We start from the raw sequence: 16,153 nt of genomic DNA on the forward strand, positions 1-16,153 counted from the left end.
CCGATCGCCAAGCCCCGGCAGATCATGGTCGTCCCGGAGCTGCCCAAGACCCGCTCCGGCAAGATCATGCGCCGCCTGCTCCGCGACGTCGCCGAGAACCGCGAGGTCGGCGACGTCACCACGCTGGCCGACTCCTCGGTCATGGACCTCATCTCCCAGGGGCTGAAGTCCGGCGACGACTGATCGTCCCCAGCTGTTCCCGAGAGGGCGTCCTCCCCGTGAGGACGCCCTCTCATTTTTGCGAGAACCCTTGTGACCTGGGAAAATGAGTCGGCGGAGTGGTTGAACCGGCAAGTTGTCCGCCGGACGGATGTTAGGGTCGACTACAGGTGTGCCGGGAAGTCTGGTCGGCGAACGCATCGTGCTGTCCAAGAACGGAGCCGCCTTGTCCGACGCACCCAAGCGCGCACGCACTGTTGACTTCGGGTCCTACCTGCGCACCGAGACCGTCGGCGGCATGGTCCTGCTCGCCGCCGCGGCCGTCGCCCTGCTGCTCGCCAACTCCCCCGCGAACGCGATCTACGCCGCCGTCCGCGACTTCGAGGTCGGCCCGCACCTGCTGCACCTCGACCTCAGCATCGGCGAGTGGGCCAAGGACGGCCTGCTCGCGATCTTCTTCTTCGTCGCCGGCCTGGAGCTCAAGCGCGAGCTCGTGATCGGCGAGCTGTCCAACGTCCGCAGCGCGCTGCTGCCGGTCATCGCCGCGATCGGCGGCATGATCGTGCCCGCGGCCCTGGCCTTCGCGATCAGCGTCGGCGCGCCCGGGCACGAGACCGCGTGGGCGATCCCGGTGGCCACCGACATCGCCTTCGCGCTCGGCGTGCTCGCGCTGACCGGCTCCTGGATGCCGACCGCGGCCCGGGTGTTCCTGCTCAGCCTCGCCGTGGTCGACGACCTCGGCGGCATCCTGGTGATCGCGATCGTGTTCACCTCCGGTCTCGACCTGCTGTGGCTGCTGGCCGCCGTCGTGCTGTGCGCGCTGTACTGGTTCCTGCAGCACAAGCGCATCCGCTCGCCGTGGATCTACGTGCCGCTGGCGATCGCCGTCTGGATCGCGGTGCACAGCTGCGGCATCCACGCCACCATCGCCGGTGTCGCGCTGGGCCTGCTGACCCGCGTCCGCACCGACCCCGACGAGGACGCCTCCCCGGCGATGCGGCTGGAGCACCGGCTGCAGCCCTGGTCGGCCGGCCTGGTCGTGCCGGTGTTCGCGTTCTTCGCCGCCGGTGTTCCGGTCGACGGCGACGCGCTGGTCTCGATGTTCGAGGACCGGGTGGCGGTCGGCGTGATCATCGGCCTGGTCGTCGGCAAGTTCGTCGGCATCTTCGGCAGCTCGTTCATCGCCGTGAAGCTGCGCATCGGCAACAAGCCGTCCTCGGTGTCCTGGCTGGACATGGGGGCGCTGGCGATGCTCGGCGGCGTCGGGTTCACCGTCAGCCTGCTCATCACCGAGCTTGCCCTGGAGGGCGCCGCGGCCGAGCGCGCCAAGGCGGCGGTGCTGATCGCCTCGGCCCTGGCCTCGCTGCTCGCGGCGGCGACGCTGCTGCGGCGCGGCCGCAAGTTCAACGGCAACGGCAACGGTGCTGATGAGCAGGGCGGGAATGTCACTCACGGGTAACGCATCGCGAGTCGATGGGCACGTGGCTGATCTCGCGTGGCACGATGGTGGCCGTGAACAGCGCCCAGAAGAGCACCAACGGCAGCCGTGAGGGTGCGGAGTGGAGTGCGGTGAACTCCATCCCGTTGTCCGAGGAGGGCACTGCTCCCGACGGGCAGTCCATCGGCGCGTTGGTCAAAGACGCCACCACGCACCTGTCCACTCTGGTCCGCTCCGAAGTGGAGCTCGCCAAGTCCGAGATCGCCGGTGAGGTCAAGAAGGCGCTGCGCGGCAGCGTCTACTTCATCCTGGCGCTGTGCGTGCTGGGCTTCAGCCTGTTCTTCCTGTTCTTCACCGCCGCCGAGGGGCTGCACGCGCTCGGCCTGTGGCGCTGGGCCTCCTTCGGCATCGTCTTCCTGGCGATGCTGCTGGTCGCAGGCCTGTTCGCGCTGCTGGGCTACCGCAAGGTCCGCAAGATCAGCGCCCCGAAGCGCACGATGGCGACCCTCAAGGAGACCAAGAACATCACCAAGCGCCACAAGACCGAGGAACCCCCGGCAGCCTGACCGGACGGCCCGACCGGGCTCCCCCAGCCCGGCTGCACGGCCACCTCACCAGGGCGCTCACACCCACTCGAAACCGCGGCGGACCCCAGGTCCGCCGCGGTTTTCGCATCTCGGCGCGAGGTCCAGTCCGGCGGAAACGTCACCAGCGGGCAGTTTTAGCCATAACTGTCCGGACGAAACGGACATCGATCATGGGCGGTTCTGGCTAAAACTGCCCCCGCTCCGGAGCTCCGGGCGCTCAGTTCGTGCAGTTGCCGGTCGGGACCGGGGTGGTGAGGTGCGGCGCCGCCGCGACCTCGTCGGCGACCTCGTCCGCGGTGAGCGCGAAGCCCGTCTCCGGGTCGTCGACCGCGGCGCCGAAGACGACGCCCACGACCTTCCCGTCAGGGCTGATCAGCGGCCCGCCGGAGTTCCCGCTCTGTACCCGGCCGCGCACCGTGTAGACGTCGCGCACCACGGTCGACGAGTCGTAGATGTCCGGCCCGCGCAGCCGGATGCGCTCGCGGACCCGTCCCGCCGAGGCCGTGTACGGGCCGTCCAGCGGGTAGCCGAGCGCGATCGTGTCGTCGCCGGGGTGCGCCGAGCTCGACGCGAACGTCATCGCCTCGGCGTCCAGGTCCGGGACGTCGAGGATCGCCAGGTCCACGTCCGGCTTGTACATCACGACCTCGGCGTCGAAGTCACCGCGACCGATCTCGATGGCCACCCGGTCGGTCCCCGCCACCACGTGCGCGTTGGTCATGACCTTGTGCGGGGCGACGACGAAACCGGTGCCCTCCAGCGCGCGGGCGCACGAGGTCGCGCGGCCGCGGATCTTGACGACGCTGGTCTGCGCGTTGCGCACCACCTCGCTGCCGGCCAGCGCCGGATCGGGCGGCGCGATCTCGGCGACCGGGGTTTCCGAGAACGGCTCCAGGGCCTCCGGGAACCCGGACATGCCGAGCATCCGGCGCAGGTCGTCGGGCAGCGCCCTGGCCTGCGGCGGCATCACCGAGTTGACCGTGCTGAGCACCTGCGAGCGGCTCAGCGCCGCCGCCAGCCCGGGCAGCGCCGTGGCCGAGGTGAACGGCAGCGCCACCAGCCAGGCCACCACCAGCACCGCGAGGAACTGCAGCACCGCCCCGAGCGCGTTGTCGACCCCGGCGAGGCGCGGTGAGGTGATCCGGTCCCGCAGCTCGCGGCCCGCCCACATCCCGAAGGTCTCGCCGAAGGCGACCAGCAGGACCACGATGCCCACGCCGAAGGCCAGCCGGGCGACCGGGCTGTCCAGGGTGTCCAGCAGCATCGGCGCGACCTTGAGGCCCACCACCGCCCCGACGAACACGCCCACGAAGGACAGCAGCGCGGTGACCAGACCGCTCCGAGCCCCGGAGACCGCGGCGAGCAGTGCCAGCAGCACCACCAGCAGGTCGACCCAGTTCACCCACTCACCCCTCGCACTGGACGATCAGTCGCACCACCGTCTCATGGTCGGACAACGGAACGGCTACGCCGGTCTGACCGGGAGGCGTTCGCCACCTCCCGGAACGCGCTCAGGAGCGCCCGAAGCCGAGGTCGTCGGCCTCCTCCGCGGCTCGCCACGCCTCGTCGAGTTCTCGCACGTCAGCGCGGTTCCAGCTGCGCGACCAGCCCGCCAGCTCCAGCAGTCCGGCCAGCAGCCCGCCGGTGAAGCCCCACACGAGCATCCCCGGTACGAGGAAAGCCGGCCCGGCCACGCCGCTGCTCAGCCGCACCCGCACCCGGTTCTCGGGGTCGGTGAGCCAGGAGATCGGCACGCTCGCCACGGCGGCGGTCTCGCCCGGGTCGACCGGCGCGACGTGCGAGGGCTCGGTCCAGTGCGCCAGCACCGGCGTCACCCGGAACCCGCTGTGCGGAACGTGCAGTTCCGGCAGGGTGGCGACCGGGCGGATGCCGTCGGTGCGCACCCCCACCTCCTCGACGGCCTCGCGCAGCGCGGCGTCCACCGGACCGCGATCGACGTCGTCGAGCGAGCCGCCGGGGAAGGCGACCTGACCGGGGTGCGAGTTGAGGCCGTCGGCGCGGCGCAGCAGCAGCACCTCGGGCCCCTGCTCGCCCTCGCCCAGCAGGATCAGCACGGCGGCGGGACGGGCCGAGGTGGGCGGCGGGTGGTTCGGCCAGCCGAAGTGCCCGGGGTCGAGGTCGGCGGTGCGCTTGACCAGCGTCCGCATCCACTCGGGCACGTCGTCGGGATCGACCAGCGGTCCGTTCTCGCTCACTGGCCCCCCAGGGTTCGTTCGACGGCGGCTCGAACCTCGGCGGGAGATTCGAACGCGACCGGTGGGTCGATGCGCCGGACCTCGCCGGATCCGGTCACCACGTAGCTGACCGGCAGCACGTTGGGGGCCCGCAGCGCGGCCCGGGCCCGGTTGTCGCCGTCATGCACGTTGGGGAAGTGAACGCCGAGCTCGCGCAGTAGGTCAAGACCGTCACCGGCGCCGCTGTCGACCTGCACGCCCAGCACCCGGATCGCGCCGGGCTCGGTGCTGTAGGCCTGCAGCGCGGGCAGCTCGCTCCGGCACGGCAGGCACCAGGTGGCCCAGACGTTGATCAGCGTCGGCTCGCCGGAGACGACTCCGGCCAGGTCGGCGGGCTTGCCGTCGGCCAGGCACTCGACGCTGGTGCCCGCGAGCTCGGCGGGGCCACCGGTTCCGGCCGGGCAGGGCTGGAGCGCGGCGGCCGCGCGCTGCTGCGGATCGATCCGCTCCGCGGGCGGCGGCGCGGCGGCCGGGTCCGCCGAGCCGGACCGCTGCTCGTGGTCGCGCGGCCACAGCGCGACCGCGGCCAGCACGGCGAGCACCACGACGACGACGGTCCACTGGATCTCGGACCGGTAGGCACGCAGGTTCACGCCACCGGCTCCTTGGCGGCCTGCTTCTCCACCGTCTTCTCCGGCACCTCGTCGACGATGCCCGCGAGCTCCAGCAGCCGCGGCGTCTCCGGGCCCCTGACCAGCTTCGCGGCCTCGACGTGGTCGGTGGGCCCGGCGCCGTAGGACGGGCAGTCCTTGGCGAGCAGGCAGGCGCCGCAGGCGGGTTTGCGGGAGTGGCAGACCCGACGCCCGTGGAAGATCACCCGATGGGAGAGCATCGTCCACTCCTTCCGGGGAATCAGCTCGCCGATGGCGTGCTCGACCTTCACCGGGTCCTCCAGCTCGGTCCAGCCCCACCGGCGGACCAGCCGTCCGAAGTGGGTGTCCACCGTGATGCCCGGGACGTCGAAGGCGTTGCCGAGGATCACGTTGGCGGTCTTGCGCCCGATGCCGGGGAGCTTCACCAGCTCGTCGAGCTTGGCGGGGACCTCGCCGCCGTGCTTGTCGACGAGCGCGGAGCCCAGCCCCATCAGCGAGGAGGCCTTGTTCCGGTAAAAGCCGGTGGACCGGATCATCTCCTCCAGCTCGGTCCGGTCGGCCCCGGCGTAGTCCGCGGCGGTCGGGTAGCGGCGGAACAGCGCGGGCGTGACCTCGTTGACCCGCTTGTCCGTGCACTGCGCCGACAGGATCGTCGCGACGGCGAGCTCCAACGGGGTGGTGAAGTCCAGTTCGCAATGCGCGTCCGGATAGGCTTCGTCCAAGGCGCGCAGCATCCGCCTCGCTCGCCGGACGAGTCCCAGTCGGGTCTCCTCGCCCTTCCGAGATCGGGTCTTGCCCTGTTCAGGAGGGGTTCCAGCGGACTTGGCGCGGGTGTTTCGAGCAGGCTCCGGCACCCCACCAGACTACGGAGGAGCCCCGACACGGACGGTGGCGGCACCGTCACCGACCCCCGAGAACCGACCCCCGGTTGAACCGGCGTCGAAGGTATGAGCGAGGATTCACACCATGATGGCTGCCTGGTTCGTCATCGTCGTACCGCTCGTGATCATGTTCTTCACGCTCTTCATGGAGCGCGTGGAAGCCCGCCTGCGGCATGTGGCGGTGCAGGAGAACGAGGTGGAGGAGTTGCTGGAGAACGCTCGGCCCGACGAGGTGCGAGCGCTGTTCCGGCAAGGTATTGGACGTGCGCTGGAGCTTTTCCAGCTACGCAGGGTGGGACGCGCCGGTAGGCTCCGTACTCGCCGTTCGCGCGACCAGTCTTAGAATCACTGGTAGTGATCGGCGGCACACCGCCAGACGCGCTGACGCGGGTCCGGCACCACAGACAGCCGCCGCGTCTCAACATGGAGGGACGAGGTGGACGAGACCCTGGCCCGGGCCGGCATCTTCCAAGGCGTTGAGCCGGCTGCGGCGGAGGCACTGGCCCAGTCGCTGGAACCGATCGAGTTCCCGCGCGGACACGTGATCTTCGCCGAGGGCGAGCCGGGCGACCGGCTCTACATCATTCAGTCCGGCAAGGTGAAGCTCGGGCGCAAATCCCCGGACGGCAGGGAGAACCTGCTGGCGATCATGGGGCCGTCGGACATGTTCGGCGAGCTGTCCATCTTCGACCCGGGTCCCCGGACCTCGACCGCGACGACGGTCACCGAGGTGCGTGCGCTGAGCATGGATCGCGGCGCTCTGCGGCAGTGGATCGCCACGCGTCCGGAGATCGCCGAACAGCTGCTGCGCGTGGTGGCCCGCCGCCTGCGCCGCACCAACGGCATGCTCGCGGACCTGATCTTCACCGACGTTCCGGGGCGCGTCGCCAAGGCGTTGCTGCAGCTCGCGCAGCGCTTCGGCAGCCAGGAAGCGGGCCTGCTGCGGGTCACCCACGACCTGACGCAGGAGGAGATCGCACAGTACGTCGGCGCCTCGCGGGAGACCGTGAACAAGGCGCTCGCGGACTTCGCGCACCGCGGTTGGCTGCGCCTCGAAGGCAAGAGCGTCCTGATCCTGGATCCGGAGCGCTTGGCCCGCCGCGCTCGCTGAGCGACGGCGCGGCGCGCACACGGCGAACGTGACGCGCGTCGGCCGAAGAGTCCGGGGCTCCTTCCCGGGTTCTTCAGCCGACGCGCGTCTCTTCGTGTCTGCGCCACCTCTGCGGATTCCGGGAAAACCCTTTCGGTTCGAACACGCAACCGAGGCCGAGTCGTCTGCGTCACATCACGAGACGCAGACGAAAGGGGTCTCCGGATGGATTCCAACCTCATGATCGCCGTGGTGGCGATCGCCCTGGTCGTGCTGTTCGTGACGACCGTGCGCACGGCGATGGCGAACTCCAACCGCATCGACGACCGTCGGCGGAAGGCGTCGAGCGGCGCCTTCGTGGGCACCTCGGGCAGCAACGACAGCGGTTTCAGCGACGGCGGCTTCGGCGGGAGCGACGGCGGTGGCTGCGGGGGCGGCGACGGCGGAGGCGGCGGGGGCTGCTGATCAGCGCCACGCCGCAGCGGAATTGCGAAGGGACTGGGCGCCACCCCCGACGTGGCGCTCCAGTCCCTTCACCTGTGCGTGGTTCGTCCCCCGACGACTAACCACGCTCCCCCGGCCCTCCGGTGCTTCGGCCCCGAATTCCTGGGCACCGGAGGCGGCTGTGTTGAGTTGCCTCACCTCGAAGATGCTGGAAGTCCTCGCTGTCCAGCAACCCCCTTTCACCAACCAAGACGTGCGCACCGAGGGCTCGGTTGCACACATCACCCGTTCTGAGTAAGCGAGCTCACTCACGCCGCCCGTCTCGGAAAACGGGTTGGTACCGGCGTACCAGTATCGGCATACTGGAACGCGTGTCCCAATCCATGTCGCTGAACGACTACCGCACGGCTCTGACCACTCCCGGCGCTCGCGCCCCCGTCGTCACCTCGCTGCTGGGCAGATTGCCGATCGCGATGATCGGCATGGCGCTCCTGCTGTACGTGCAGCGGGAGAGCTCGTCGTTCGCGATCGCGGGCGCGGTGTCGGCCGCCGAGCTGATCGGTGTCGCGATGGGCTCGGTCGTGCAGGGCCGGATCGTGGACCGCACGGGCCCGTCGAAGCCGCTGTACATCACGTCCGCCCTGTTCACCGGGGCCGTGGTGGCGACGCTGCTGGCGATCGAGCTGGACGCCCCGACGCCGCTGGTGGTGGCCGGCGCGTTCGGGATGGGACTGCTGCAGCCGAACATCGGTTCGGCCTCGCGCGCTCTGTGGGGGCACCTGCTGCCGCCGGGCCGGGTGCGCGAGGCGGCGTTCTCCTACGAGGCGATCAGCCTGGAGGTCTTCTTCATCCTCGGCCCGGGCCTGGCGGGCCTGCTGGTGGCGATGCCGTGGGCGGGCACCGGCGTGGTGGTCGGCGCGGTCTGCATGGTGCTGGGCAGCGTCGGCTTCGCCGCGACCCGCGCCGCCCGCACCCAGCGCCCCGAACCGTCCGAGCACGCCGGGGCGCTGCTGGGCGCGATCGCGGCCCCGGGGATGCGCACGGTGGCGCTGGCGGCACTGGGCTTCGGCGTGGTGATCGGGTTCATCGAGGTCGCGGTCCCGGCCGCCGCGGTCGAGGCGGGCCGGCCGACGATGGGCGGCCTGCTGATGAGCCTGGCCTCGGTCAGCTCGGTCGCGGTCGGCGTGGTCTACGGCGTGCACCCGTGGCCCCGGCCGATGTACCTGCGGCTGCCCGCGCTGCTGCTGGGCTTCGCGGGCCTGGTCGCGCTGCTCGCGCTGCCGACGACGCTGCTGGGCCTGGCGCTGATGCTGCTGGTCGCGGGCTGCCTGATCACCCCGCAGTCGACTGCCCACTCGGTGGCGGTCGAGTTCGCGGCCCCGCCCGGCACGGCCGCGGAGGCCTTCGGCTGGGTGGTCACCTCGGTGACCCTGGGCTCGGCCATCGGCCAGTCCACCAGCGGCCAGCTCGTCGAGCTCGCGGGCCCGCCCACGGCCTTCCTCGTCGCCGGAGCGGTGGGCGCGGCCCTCGCCGCGCTCCTCTACCTCCGCCGAGGCACCCTGCTCCCCCACCGCACGAACCTCTCCCTCGCCGGGACCTGACGCGCGGGTCGCGCGGCTCGCGAGGGGGCAGTTTTAGTCCAAACTGTCCGGACATTTCGGGCACCGATAGCCGACAGTTATGGCTAAAACTGTCCCCTGGTGAGGGATCCGCTCACAGTTCTCCGCGTTCCCGGAGGTAGGTGAGTTGGGCTTGGACCGTGAGGTCCGCTGCGGGCCAGACGGCGGGGTCGACGTCGGCGTAGACGAGTTCGACGACCTGGCGCGGGGTGGCGTCGCGGCCCAGGGTGCTGAGGGCTTCGCGGACCTGGGCGAGCCGTTGCGAGCGGTGGTCCAGGTAGAACTCGGCGGCGGAGCGGGCGTCGTCGAGCTCCGGGCCGTGGCCGGGCAGGGCCCGGACGCCCGGCGGCAGGTCCGCGATCTTGCGCAGCGAGTCCAGGTACGAGCCCAGGTTGCCGTCCGGGTGGGCGACGACCGTGGTGCCGCGGCCGAGGATGCTGTCGCCGGTGAACACCGCAGGCTCGTCGTGCTCGGCGACGAAGCAGACCGAGTCGGCCGTGTGGCCCGCCGTGGTCATCACCCGCAGCTCCAGGCCGGCCGCGGTGATCGGCTCGCCGTCGGCGAGCGGCTTCGCGTCCCGGCACAGCGCCGGGTCCAGCGCGCGGACCGGAGCCCCGGTGCGCTGCACGAACTCCGCCACGCCCGCCGTGTGGTCCTCGTGGTGGTGGGTGAGCAGCACCAGCCCGACCGGACCGTGCTCGGCGACCAGGCCCAGGTGCTCGACGTCGTCCGGGCCCGGGTCGATGATCACGCACTCGCGGGAGTCCGGATCGCGCAGCACCCACGTGTTGGTGCCGTCCAGCGTCATCGGGTTCGGGTTGCGGGCCAGCAGCACCGACGCGTACGAGGTCACCGGGCGGAGCTCGCCGTAGGCGGGGTGCTGCATCAGGCCTCCTCGAATCCCGGCTCACCCGGCAGCACCGCGTGCCAGCGGCCGTCGCGCTCGATCAGCTTCGGCATGATCTTGGTGAGCGTCCGCTCCGCCGTCAGCGCGGCGTCCAGGGCGTCGAACCCGGCGAGCTCGGTCAGCGTCACCTCGGTCGGCGGCAGCAGGTGGCAACGGCCCTCGCGGAAATCGGTCAGCGCCTGCTCCGGGGTCGCCCAGTAGGCCTCGGCGGCCTCCGTGGTGACCGCGTCGGCGCGCTGCCCCGCCGGCATCGCGGCCAGGAAGAACCGGGTGTCGTAGCGGCGCGGCTCCTGCTCCGGGGTCAGCCAGTTCGCCCACGGCCGCAGCAGGTCCGCGCGCAGCACCAGACCCTCTTCAGCGAGGAAGCCCGCGAGCGAGATTTCCCTGGTCACCAAGGCCCTTCGGGCGTCGGAGTAGCCGCCGGTGTCCTCGACGACGGTCGTCGAGTCCGGCCCGGCCAGCAGCACGCCGGACTCCTCGAAAGTCTCCCGGACCGCCGCGCACACCAGCGCGCGAGCCACCTCCGGGGTGCAGCCGAACCGCTGCGCCCACCACTCGGGACCCGGTCCGCTCCAGGCGATCGAGGCGTCCGCGTCGCGCGGGTCGACGCCGCCGCCGGGGAACACCGTCATGCCCCCGGCGAAGGCCATGCTCTTCACCCTGCGCTGCAGGAACACCTCGGGTCCCGCGGGACCGTCGCGCAGCAGCATCACCGTGGCCGCGTCCTTCGGGCGCACGGGCTTGTCCGGCCGGTCCTCGGGCACGAATCCCGCTGGCAGCGAACGATCCATCCCGCCACCCTATGTCGGCGATCGGCCCGGGAACACCGCCTGAGCGATCAGCGCCCGAAACGATCAGCGCTGCTGCTGCGGGGCGTAGGCCTGCTGCTGGTTGGCCGCGATCGGCGGGAAACCGCCGGTGCCGCCCGGCATCGTCGACGTTCGGCCGTCCTCGCCCTGGCGCTTGGCGGGACCGTCCTGCTCGCGGTGCGCGAGCTCCTCGTGCAGCTTGCGCAGCAGGTTGCGCTCCCGGTCGGTCAGCTTCGCGTCGACCGCCGCCGGGACGCGCATCATCACACCCGTCTGCTCGGCCGCTGTCTCGGGTTCGGCTGCCTCGGGTCCACTTGCCTCGGGTTGGGCGTCATCGGGGGACTCACCGGGAAACTCGTGCTGCGGCTCGGCCACAGCGTGCGACACCCCCTCCGGCCGGGACTCCTCCACCGGGGCAGGCGGGGCCTGCGGCGGGGACTGGGGCTCCTCGGGCTGGCGGTGCTCGGCCACCTGCCGGGGTTCCTGCCTGGGCTCTTGCCTGATGTCCGGCCGGGGCTCCGCCACCTGTCTCGGTTCGACGACCTGCTCCGGCCGAGGCACTACAGGGGGAGCCGTCCTCTCCGCGGGCGCGACGTCTAACCGCACCCGCCGGGCCGTCGACAGCGCGTCGCGGTGGTACTCGGGCAGGTCCGCTCCGGTGGCGAAGACGTCCACCGCGTAGCGCAGCCCGGCACGGCGCAACGCCGAGATCAGCTGGTAGGCCACCGCCGGACCGGACCCGTCCGGGCCGACCTCGGCCAGCAGCACGCCCTGCGGCACCGCGCCGTAGCTGGTGCCGGCGGGCGTGGTGCGCTGGGTGATCCACAGGCCGCGCAGGCCCGCGAGGCGCCCGCCGATCTGCTTCAGCGCCAGCTCCAGGTCCGAGTCGTCGGAGTCGGGGGCGTTGAACTTGTGGTGCTCCGGCAGCAGCGACTCGACCACCGCCAGCCGGTCCGCCAGCTGCGGCTGGGAGCGCGTCTCCTCCAGCACCCGGCGCAGGTGGTACTGCTCGGCGGCGGTCACCTCGATCCGCCCGGCCAGCAGGCACCCGGCGAGGTACTCGGCGCCGGCATCGGGCTGCCCGATGCCCAGCAGCTCGCGAGCGCCGTCGATGCCGTCGTCATCGACCCGCCCGGTCATGGCCAGCAAGAAGCTGTGCAGCCGGTCAACCGGTCCGGCGGCCTCTGCAACGTCCACCACGAATGCCTCCTTCAGCTGCCGACCGCTCAGCCGCGGCGACCGGCGAATTCTTCAGCTCCCGCGCACACCAGCGCCGATTCCTCGATCGCCATCCGGTGGTACGGGGTGGGTTCCAGGTCCTTGGGGACGACCTCGACGCACGGAGCGGAGTCGCCCAGCGCGCGCAGCACGCGCTGGATCTCCCCGGTCAGCTCGACCTGGTCGCTCGACGCCGACACCAGCACCACGAGCTTCGCCGGGCCCGCGTCGCGACGCCGCCACGTGTTGCGCACCTCGCGCACGCCCGGGCGACCGCGCAGCGTCGCGCCGAGCACCAGCACCGCCGAGTCGCCGATGTTCTCGGCGGGCGATTCCGTGGTGAACGAGTAGTGCGGGGTGGTGTCGACGACCGCGGGCAGGACCGCGTTGACCATCGCCGGGTCGGCGCCCAGCGGCAGCAGCGCGTCCGCGAGCAGCCGGTGCTCGTCGTCGTCGAGCGCGATGTGCTCCCGCACCAGCGTGCCGGGCAGCAGTCTGGCGACGACCTCGGCCGCACCACCGGCCAGCCAGTCGCGATACCGCCACAGGTGCCGATCGGGCAACCTGCCGGCCAACCGAAGCAACAGTTCGTGGCACAGCAGATCGGTTTCACGCACTGCCACGGCGCCCCTCCATGCGTAGTACTCCGCGTTCCGGATCCAGCCCGTCGCTCCCCCGACGCAGCTGCACCCTTCCAGGTGAACTTTGGTGCTACTGACCGGGTCGAACAAGCCCCTGAACGACCCAAACGCAACGCGTTGGAATCAACATCCTCCGTCCGAGGTACGCCAGATCAGGTGTAGCCAGACCGAGGATGATCGCAGCGTACTTGCCGCAGTTGACCATGGGAGCCCCACCGCCGAAAAAATCACCACTTCTTCCCCGATGACCACGCTGCGCTCACGAAACGAGAACGCGGCGTCACCCCGCGTGGGGAGACGCCGCGCCTCAGGTCCGAAATGCCGAGATCACTCCACCTCGACGACCAGCTCCACCTCGACCGGCACACCGAGCGGCAGCTCCGCGACACCCACGGCCGAGCGAGCGTGCTGCCCCGCCTCGCCGAAGACCTCGCCGAGCAGCTCCGACGCACCGTTGACCACACCGGGCTGACCGGTGAAGCCCTCGGCCGACGCCACGAAGCCGACGACCTTCACCACCCGGACGATCGAGTCCAGGCCGACCAGCGAGTCCACCGCGGCCAGCGCGTTCAGCGCGCAGATCCGCGCGCACCGCTGCGCCTCCTCGGCGCTCACCTCAGCACCGACCTTGCCCAGGCCGGCGGGCGAGCCCGACACCATCGGGATCTGGCCCGCCGTGAACACGAGCGAGCCCGTGCGCACCGCGGGGACGTAGGCCGCCACCGGAGTGACCACCTCGGGCAGCGGGATGCCCAGCTCCGCCAGGCGATCCGTCCACCGACCCATGTCAGGCCTCCTTCGGCCGCTTCATGTAGGCCACCATCTGCTCACCGGTCGGGCCCGGCAGCACGGTGACGAGCTCCCAGCCGTCCTCGCCCCACTGGTCGAGGATTTGCTTGGTCGCGTGGCTCAACAACGGCACGGTGGCGTACTCCCATTTCTGCATGGTCGGGAGCCTAATTGGTGTGGTCTCCGGTGGTCTTGCCCGGCGGATGATGTGGCAGCTGCTGAAATGGTCTCGTTCTAGTGACAAGACTCCGTGGTCACCCTGCTTGGCGGTGCGGGTAGCGGAACCTGAGCGGCGCTGTGGTCTCCGGGCGCCACTCCTGATGTATGCCAATACACGGCGTCGCGGCGTCCTCGCCACAGCGCCGCTCAGAACCCGCGGCGGTGCCGGTTGCTTGCTCGGGGTACTGAGAAAGCACCTTCGGTGCTTGCCTGACGGTTGTGGTTTTGGTTGTGGTTGTTGCTCTTGGTTGGTGTCGTTGGTGTCACTGGTGTTGGGACATTTTGGGAAACGGGGACTTACGCTGATCGCGTGAGCTCATGGGATGGGGAGCTGAACCAGGCGCGGCTGCACGTCGTCAGCGGCAAGGGCGGGACGGGCAAGACCACCGTCGCCGCGGCGCTGGCGCTGGCGCTGGCCACCGGCGGCAAGAAGGTGCTGCTCATCGAGGTCGAAGGGCGTCAGGGCATCGCCCAGCTCTTCGACAGCGCACCGCTGCCCTACTCCGAGGAGTGGATCGCCGCGGCGCCCGGCGGCGGTGAGCTGCGGGCGCTGGCCATCGACGCCGAACCCGCGCTGCTCGAATACCTGTCGATGTTCTACAACCTCGGCTTCGCCGGGCGAACGCTGCGCAAGATGGGGGCGATCGAGTTCGCCACCACGCTCGCGCCCGGGCTCCGGGACGTGCTGTTCACCGGCAAGATCAAGGAGTGCGTCGGCCGCACCGACGAGCGCGGCCGCTACGTCTACGACGCCGTCGTCGTCGACGCCCCGCCCACCGGCCGGGTCGTGAAGTTCCTCGACGTCACCCGCGCGATGGCCGACCTCGCCAAGGTGGGGCCGATCCGCGATCACAGCGACGGCGTCGTGCGGCTGGTGCACTCCAGCGACACCGTCGTCCACCTCGTCACGCTCCTCGAGGAGCTCCCGGTCCGGGAGACCCTCGAAGCCGTCGAGGAGCTCGACGCCGCTGACCTGCGCCCCGGGGCCGTCGTGCTCAACCGCGTCCGGCCGGGACGGCTGCCCGCGCGCTCGGTCGCCTCCGCCGCCGACGGCCGCGTCGACGCCGGCCGGGTGCGCACCGGCCTCGAATCCGCAGGCCTGACCGTCGACGAGGCGACCCTCGACGGGCTCCTCCACGAGACCGTCGAGCACGCCATCCGGCACCGGGCCGAGGACGCCGCCCGCGACCAGCTGGCCGCCACCGACCTGCCGACGGTGTCGCTGCCCGACCTCACCGCGGGCATCGACGTCGCCGAGCTCTACGAGCTTGCCGAGATCTTCACCGAACACGGCATCCGGAGCACCCGATGAGCGAACCGCAGCGGCCCGCGCAGGTCGACGTCGACGCGCTGCTGGACGACCCCGAGACGCGCATCGTCGTCTGCTGCGGCTCCGGCGGCGTCGGCAAGACCACGACCGCCGCCGCGCTCGCCCTGCGCGCCGCCGAGCGCGGGCGCAAGACCGTCGTGCTCACCATCGACCCCGCCCGGCGCCTCGCCCAGGCCCTGGGCCTGCGGGAACTCGGCAACACGCCCAAGCAGGTGCGGCTGGAGGGCTTCGAGCCCGCCGGCGACCTCAACGCGATGATGCTGGACATGCGCCGCACCTTCGACGACATGGTGCAGATGCACGCCGGTCCGGAACGGGCCGAGCAGATCCTGAACAACCCCTTCTACCAGACCATCTCGACCTCGTTCTCCGGAACGCAGGAGTACATGGCCATGGAGAAGCTGGGGCAGCTGGCGGCCTCCGGCGAGTGGGACCTCATCGTCGTCGACACCCCGCCGAGCCGTTCCGCGCTGGACTTCCTCGACGCCCCGCAGCGGCTGTCGACCGTGCTGGACGGGCGGCTGATCAAGATGCTGTCCTCTCCCGCGCGCGCGGGCGGGCGCGGGATCCGCAAGATCGTCGGCGCCTCGTTCGGGATGTTCGCCAAGGCCGTGTCCACGATCATCGGCGGCCAGCTGCTCAACGACGCGGCGCGCTTCGTGCAGGCCTTCGACTCGACCTTCGGCGGGTTCCGGCAGCGCGCCGAGCAGACCTACCGGCTGCTGCGCTCGCCCGGGACGGCGTTCCTAGTGGTCGCCGCGCCCGAACCGGACGCGCTGCGGGAGGCCTCCTACTTCGTGGAACGGCTGGCCGGGGAGTCGATGCCGCTGGTCGGTCTGGTCGCCAACCGGACCCACCCGGTCGTCGCGGACCTCCCGGGCACGCGGGCCGCGGCCGTGGCCGAGGAGCTCGAGGAGTCGGGATCGAGCCCGCTGGCGGCGGCGGTGCTGCGGGTGCACTCGGATCGGGTCGCGATCGCCGAGCGGGAGAAGCGGATGCTCGCACGGTTCACCCGAGCGCACCCGGAGGTGTCACTCGTCGGTGTGGCGGCACTGCCGTCGGATGTGCACGATCTGTCCGGGTTGCGGGAGATCGGCAGGCGACTCGCCGGGGAATGATCAGATGAATCAGGCCGGGCATAAACGTTTTCACGTTCATGCCCGGCCTGATCATT

Annotated in this window: 19 protein-coding genes; 9 read left to right on the forward strand and 10 right to left on the reverse strand. The window is 71.0% G+C overall.

Features of this window, described 5'->3' with window-relative positions; translation table 11 throughout:
* The 3 genes from BM424_RS25060 to BM424_RS25070 form a co-directional block, all read left to right on the forward strand.
* Positions 1-183, forward strand: a 183-nt coding sequence (locus BM424_RS25060) for a hypothetical protein (protein WP_139274157.1), incomplete at its 5' end; no start/stop codon positions are given.
* Positions 184-361: 178 nt separating this feature from the next.
* Complete coding sequence (gene nhaA / locus BM424_RS25065) at positions 362-1,618, forward strand: Na+/H+ antiporter NhaA (RefSeq protein ID WP_425442071.1); 1,257 nt, start codon at positions 362-364, stop codon at positions 1,616-1,618.
* Positions 1,619-1,632: 14 nt separating this feature from the next.
* Positions 1,633-2,163 (forward strand): phage holin family protein, encoded by a 531-nt coding sequence (locus BM424_RS25070; protein WP_425442066.1) that lies wholly within the window; start codon positions 1,633-1,635, stop codon positions 2,161-2,163.
* 238 nt (positions 2,164-2,401) lie between these two features.
* On the opposite strand, the gene BM424_RS25075 is transcribed toward BM424_RS25070, so the two are convergent.
* From BM424_RS25075 to nth, 4 genes are all read right to left on the reverse strand, one after another.
* Positions 2,402-3,586 carry a MarP family serine protease gene (locus BM424_RS25075; RefSeq protein ID WP_093422833.1) on the reverse strand — a complete coding sequence of 395 codons (1,185 nt, stop codon included), beginning with the start codon at positions 3,584-3,586 and terminating at the stop codon, positions 2,402-2,404.
* A gap of 109 nt (positions 3,587-3,695) precedes the next feature.
* Positions 3,696-4,352, reverse strand: a complete 657-nt coding sequence (locus tag BM424_RS25080) for an NUDIX hydrolase (RefSeq protein WP_093423156.1) — start codon at positions 4,350-4,352, stop codon at positions 3,696-3,698.
* A 44-nt stretch (positions 4,353-4,396) separates the two neighbouring features.
* Positions 4,397-5,032: a TlpA family protein disulfide reductase gene (locus BM424_RS25085; protein WP_093422836.1), complete on the reverse strand. Its 636-nt coding sequence runs from the start codon at positions 5,030-5,032 to the stop codon at positions 4,397-4,399.
* Positions 5,029-5,766: an endonuclease III gene (nth, locus tag BM424_RS25090; RefSeq protein ID WP_093422839.1), complete on the reverse strand. Its 738-nt coding sequence runs from the start codon at positions 5,764-5,766 to the stop codon at positions 5,029-5,031. The genes BM424_RS25085 and nth overlap by 4 nt, the downstream gene beginning before the upstream one ends.
* Positions 5,767-6,001: 235 nt before the next feature.
* Here nth and BM424_RS25095 point away from each other — a divergent pair, with 235 nt between their 5' ends.
* From BM424_RS25095 to BM424_RS25110, 4 genes are all read left to right on the forward strand, one after another.
* On the forward strand, positions 6,002-6,256 hold the full coding sequence (locus tag BM424_RS25095) for a hypothetical protein (RefSeq protein WP_029535541.1): 255 nt from the start codon (positions 6,002-6,004) through the stop codon (positions 6,254-6,256).
* A 93-nt stretch (positions 6,257-6,349) separates the two neighbouring features.
* The gene (locus tag BM424_RS25100; protein WP_093422841.1) at positions 6,350-7,024 is read left to right on the forward strand and encodes a Crp/Fnr family transcriptional regulator; all 675 of its coding nucleotides are present in this window, start codon (positions 6,350-6,352) and stop codon (positions 7,022-7,024) included.
* 204 nt (positions 7,025-7,228) lie between these two features.
* Complete coding sequence (locus tag BM424_RS25105) at positions 7,229-7,468, forward strand: hypothetical protein (RefSeq protein ID WP_093422844.1); 240 nt, start codon at positions 7,229-7,231, stop codon at positions 7,466-7,468.
* Positions 7,469-7,830: 362 nt separating this feature from the next.
* Positions 7,831-9,048, forward strand: coding sequence for an MFS transporter (locus tag BM424_RS25110; protein WP_175548268.1), 1,218 nt, complete (start codon positions 7,831-7,833; stop codon positions 9,046-9,048).
* 112 nt (positions 9,049-9,160) lie between these two features.
* Here BM424_RS25110 and BM424_RS25115 read toward each other — a convergent pair whose 3' ends face one another.
* The 6 genes from BM424_RS25115 to sp36 form a co-directional block, all read right to left on the reverse strand.
* Positions 9,161-9,952, reverse strand: a complete 792-nt coding sequence (locus tag BM424_RS25115) for an MBL fold metallo-hydrolase (RefSeq protein ID WP_093422849.1) — start codon at positions 9,950-9,952, stop codon at positions 9,161-9,163.
* The gene (locus tag BM424_RS25120) at positions 9,952-10,764 is read right to left on the reverse strand and encodes an NUDIX hydrolase (RefSeq protein WP_093422851.1); all 813 of its coding nucleotides are present in this window, start codon (positions 10,762-10,764) and stop codon (positions 9,952-9,954) included. The genes BM424_RS25115 and BM424_RS25120 overlap by 1 nt, the downstream gene beginning before the upstream one ends.
* 63 nt (positions 10,765-10,827) lie before the next feature.
* Positions 10,828-11,982, reverse strand: coding sequence for a hypothetical protein (locus tag BM424_RS25125; protein ID WP_245776117.1), 1,155 nt, complete (start codon positions 11,980-11,982; stop codon positions 10,828-10,830).
* Positions 11,983-12,008: 26 nt separating this feature from the next.
* The gene (locus tag BM424_RS25130) at positions 12,009-12,623 is read right to left on the reverse strand and encodes a hypothetical protein (protein WP_093422854.1); all 615 of its coding nucleotides are present in this window, start codon (positions 12,621-12,623) and stop codon (positions 12,009-12,011) included.
* A 345-nt stretch (positions 12,624-12,968) separates the two neighbouring features.
* The gene (locus BM424_RS25135) at positions 12,969-13,427 is read right to left on the reverse strand and encodes a RidA family protein (protein ID WP_093422855.1); all 459 of its coding nucleotides are present in this window, start codon (positions 13,425-13,427) and stop codon (positions 12,969-12,971) included.
* A 1-nt stretch (position 13,428) separates the two neighbouring features.
* Positions 13,429-13,587 carry a Sp36 family protein gene (sp36, locus tag BM424_RS25140; protein ID WP_093422858.1) on the reverse strand — a complete coding sequence of 53 codons (159 nt, stop codon included), beginning with the start codon at positions 13,585-13,587 and terminating at the stop codon, positions 13,429-13,431.
* A 372-nt stretch (positions 13,588-13,959) separates the two neighbouring features.
* On the opposite strand from sp36, the gene bagA reads away from it, so the two are divergent.
* Together bagA and bagB are read left to right on the forward strand one after the other, a co-directional pair.
* Positions 13,960-14,961, forward strand: coding sequence for an ATPase BagA (gene bagA, locus BM424_RS25145; protein ID WP_093422861.1), 1,002 nt, complete (start codon positions 13,960-13,962; stop codon positions 14,959-14,961).
* Positions 14,958-16,097, forward strand: coding sequence for an ATPase BagB (gene bagB / locus BM424_RS25150; RefSeq protein WP_093422863.1), 1,140 nt, complete (start codon positions 14,958-14,960; stop codon positions 16,095-16,097). The genes bagA and bagB overlap by 4 nt, the downstream gene beginning before the upstream one ends.
* Positions 16,098-16,153 lie beyond the last annotated feature (56 nt).

It is taken from the genome of Saccharopolyspora flava, from assembly GCF_900116135.1.
GTDB classification, from domain to species: domain Bacteria; phylum Actinomycetota; class Actinomycetes; order Mycobacteriales; family Pseudonocardiaceae; genus Saccharopolyspora; species Saccharopolyspora flava.

Coding starts and splice junctions, on each gene's coding strand:
- BM424_RS25070 (WP_425442066.1), top strand. CDS start 1,633: ATGGGCACGTGGCTGATCTCGCGTGGCACGATGGTGGCCGTGAACAGC.
- BM424_RS25080 (WP_093423156.1), bottom strand. CDS start 4,352: ATGCGGACGCTGGTCAAGCGCACCGCCGACCTCGACCCCGGGCACTTC.
- nth (WP_093422839.1), bottom strand. CDS start 5,766: ATGCTGCGCGCCTTGGACGAAGCCTATCCGGACGCGCATTGCGAACTG.
- BM424_RS25095 (WP_029535541.1), top strand. CDS start 6,002: ATGGCTGCCTGGTTCGTCATCGTCGTACCGCTCGTGATCATGTTCTTC.
- BM424_RS25105 (WP_093422844.1), top strand. CDS start 7,229: ATGGATTCCAACCTCATGATCGCCGTGGTGGCGATCGCCCTGGTCGTG.
- BM424_RS25110 (WP_175548268.1), top strand. CDS start 7,831: ATGTCGCTGAACGACTACCGCACGGCTCTGACCACTCCCGGCGCTCGC.
- BM424_RS25115 (WP_093422849.1), bottom strand. CDS start 9,952: ATGCAGCACCCCGCCTACGGCGAGCTCCGCCCGGTGACCTCGTACGCG.
- BM424_RS25120 (WP_093422851.1), bottom strand. CDS start 10,764: ATGGATCGTTCGCTGCCAGCGGGATTCGTGCCCGAGGACCGGCCGGAC.
- BM424_RS25135 (WP_093422855.1), bottom strand. CDS start 13,427: ATGGGTCGGTGGACGGATCGCCTGGCGGAGCTGGGCATCCCGCTGCCC.
- sp36 (WP_093422858.1), bottom strand. CDS start 13,587: ATGCAGAAATGGGAGTACGCCACCGTGCCGTTGTTGAGCCACGCGACC.
- bagB (WP_093422863.1), top strand. CDS start 14,958: ATGAGCGAACCGCAGCGGCCCGCGCAGGTCGACGTCGACGCGCTGCTG.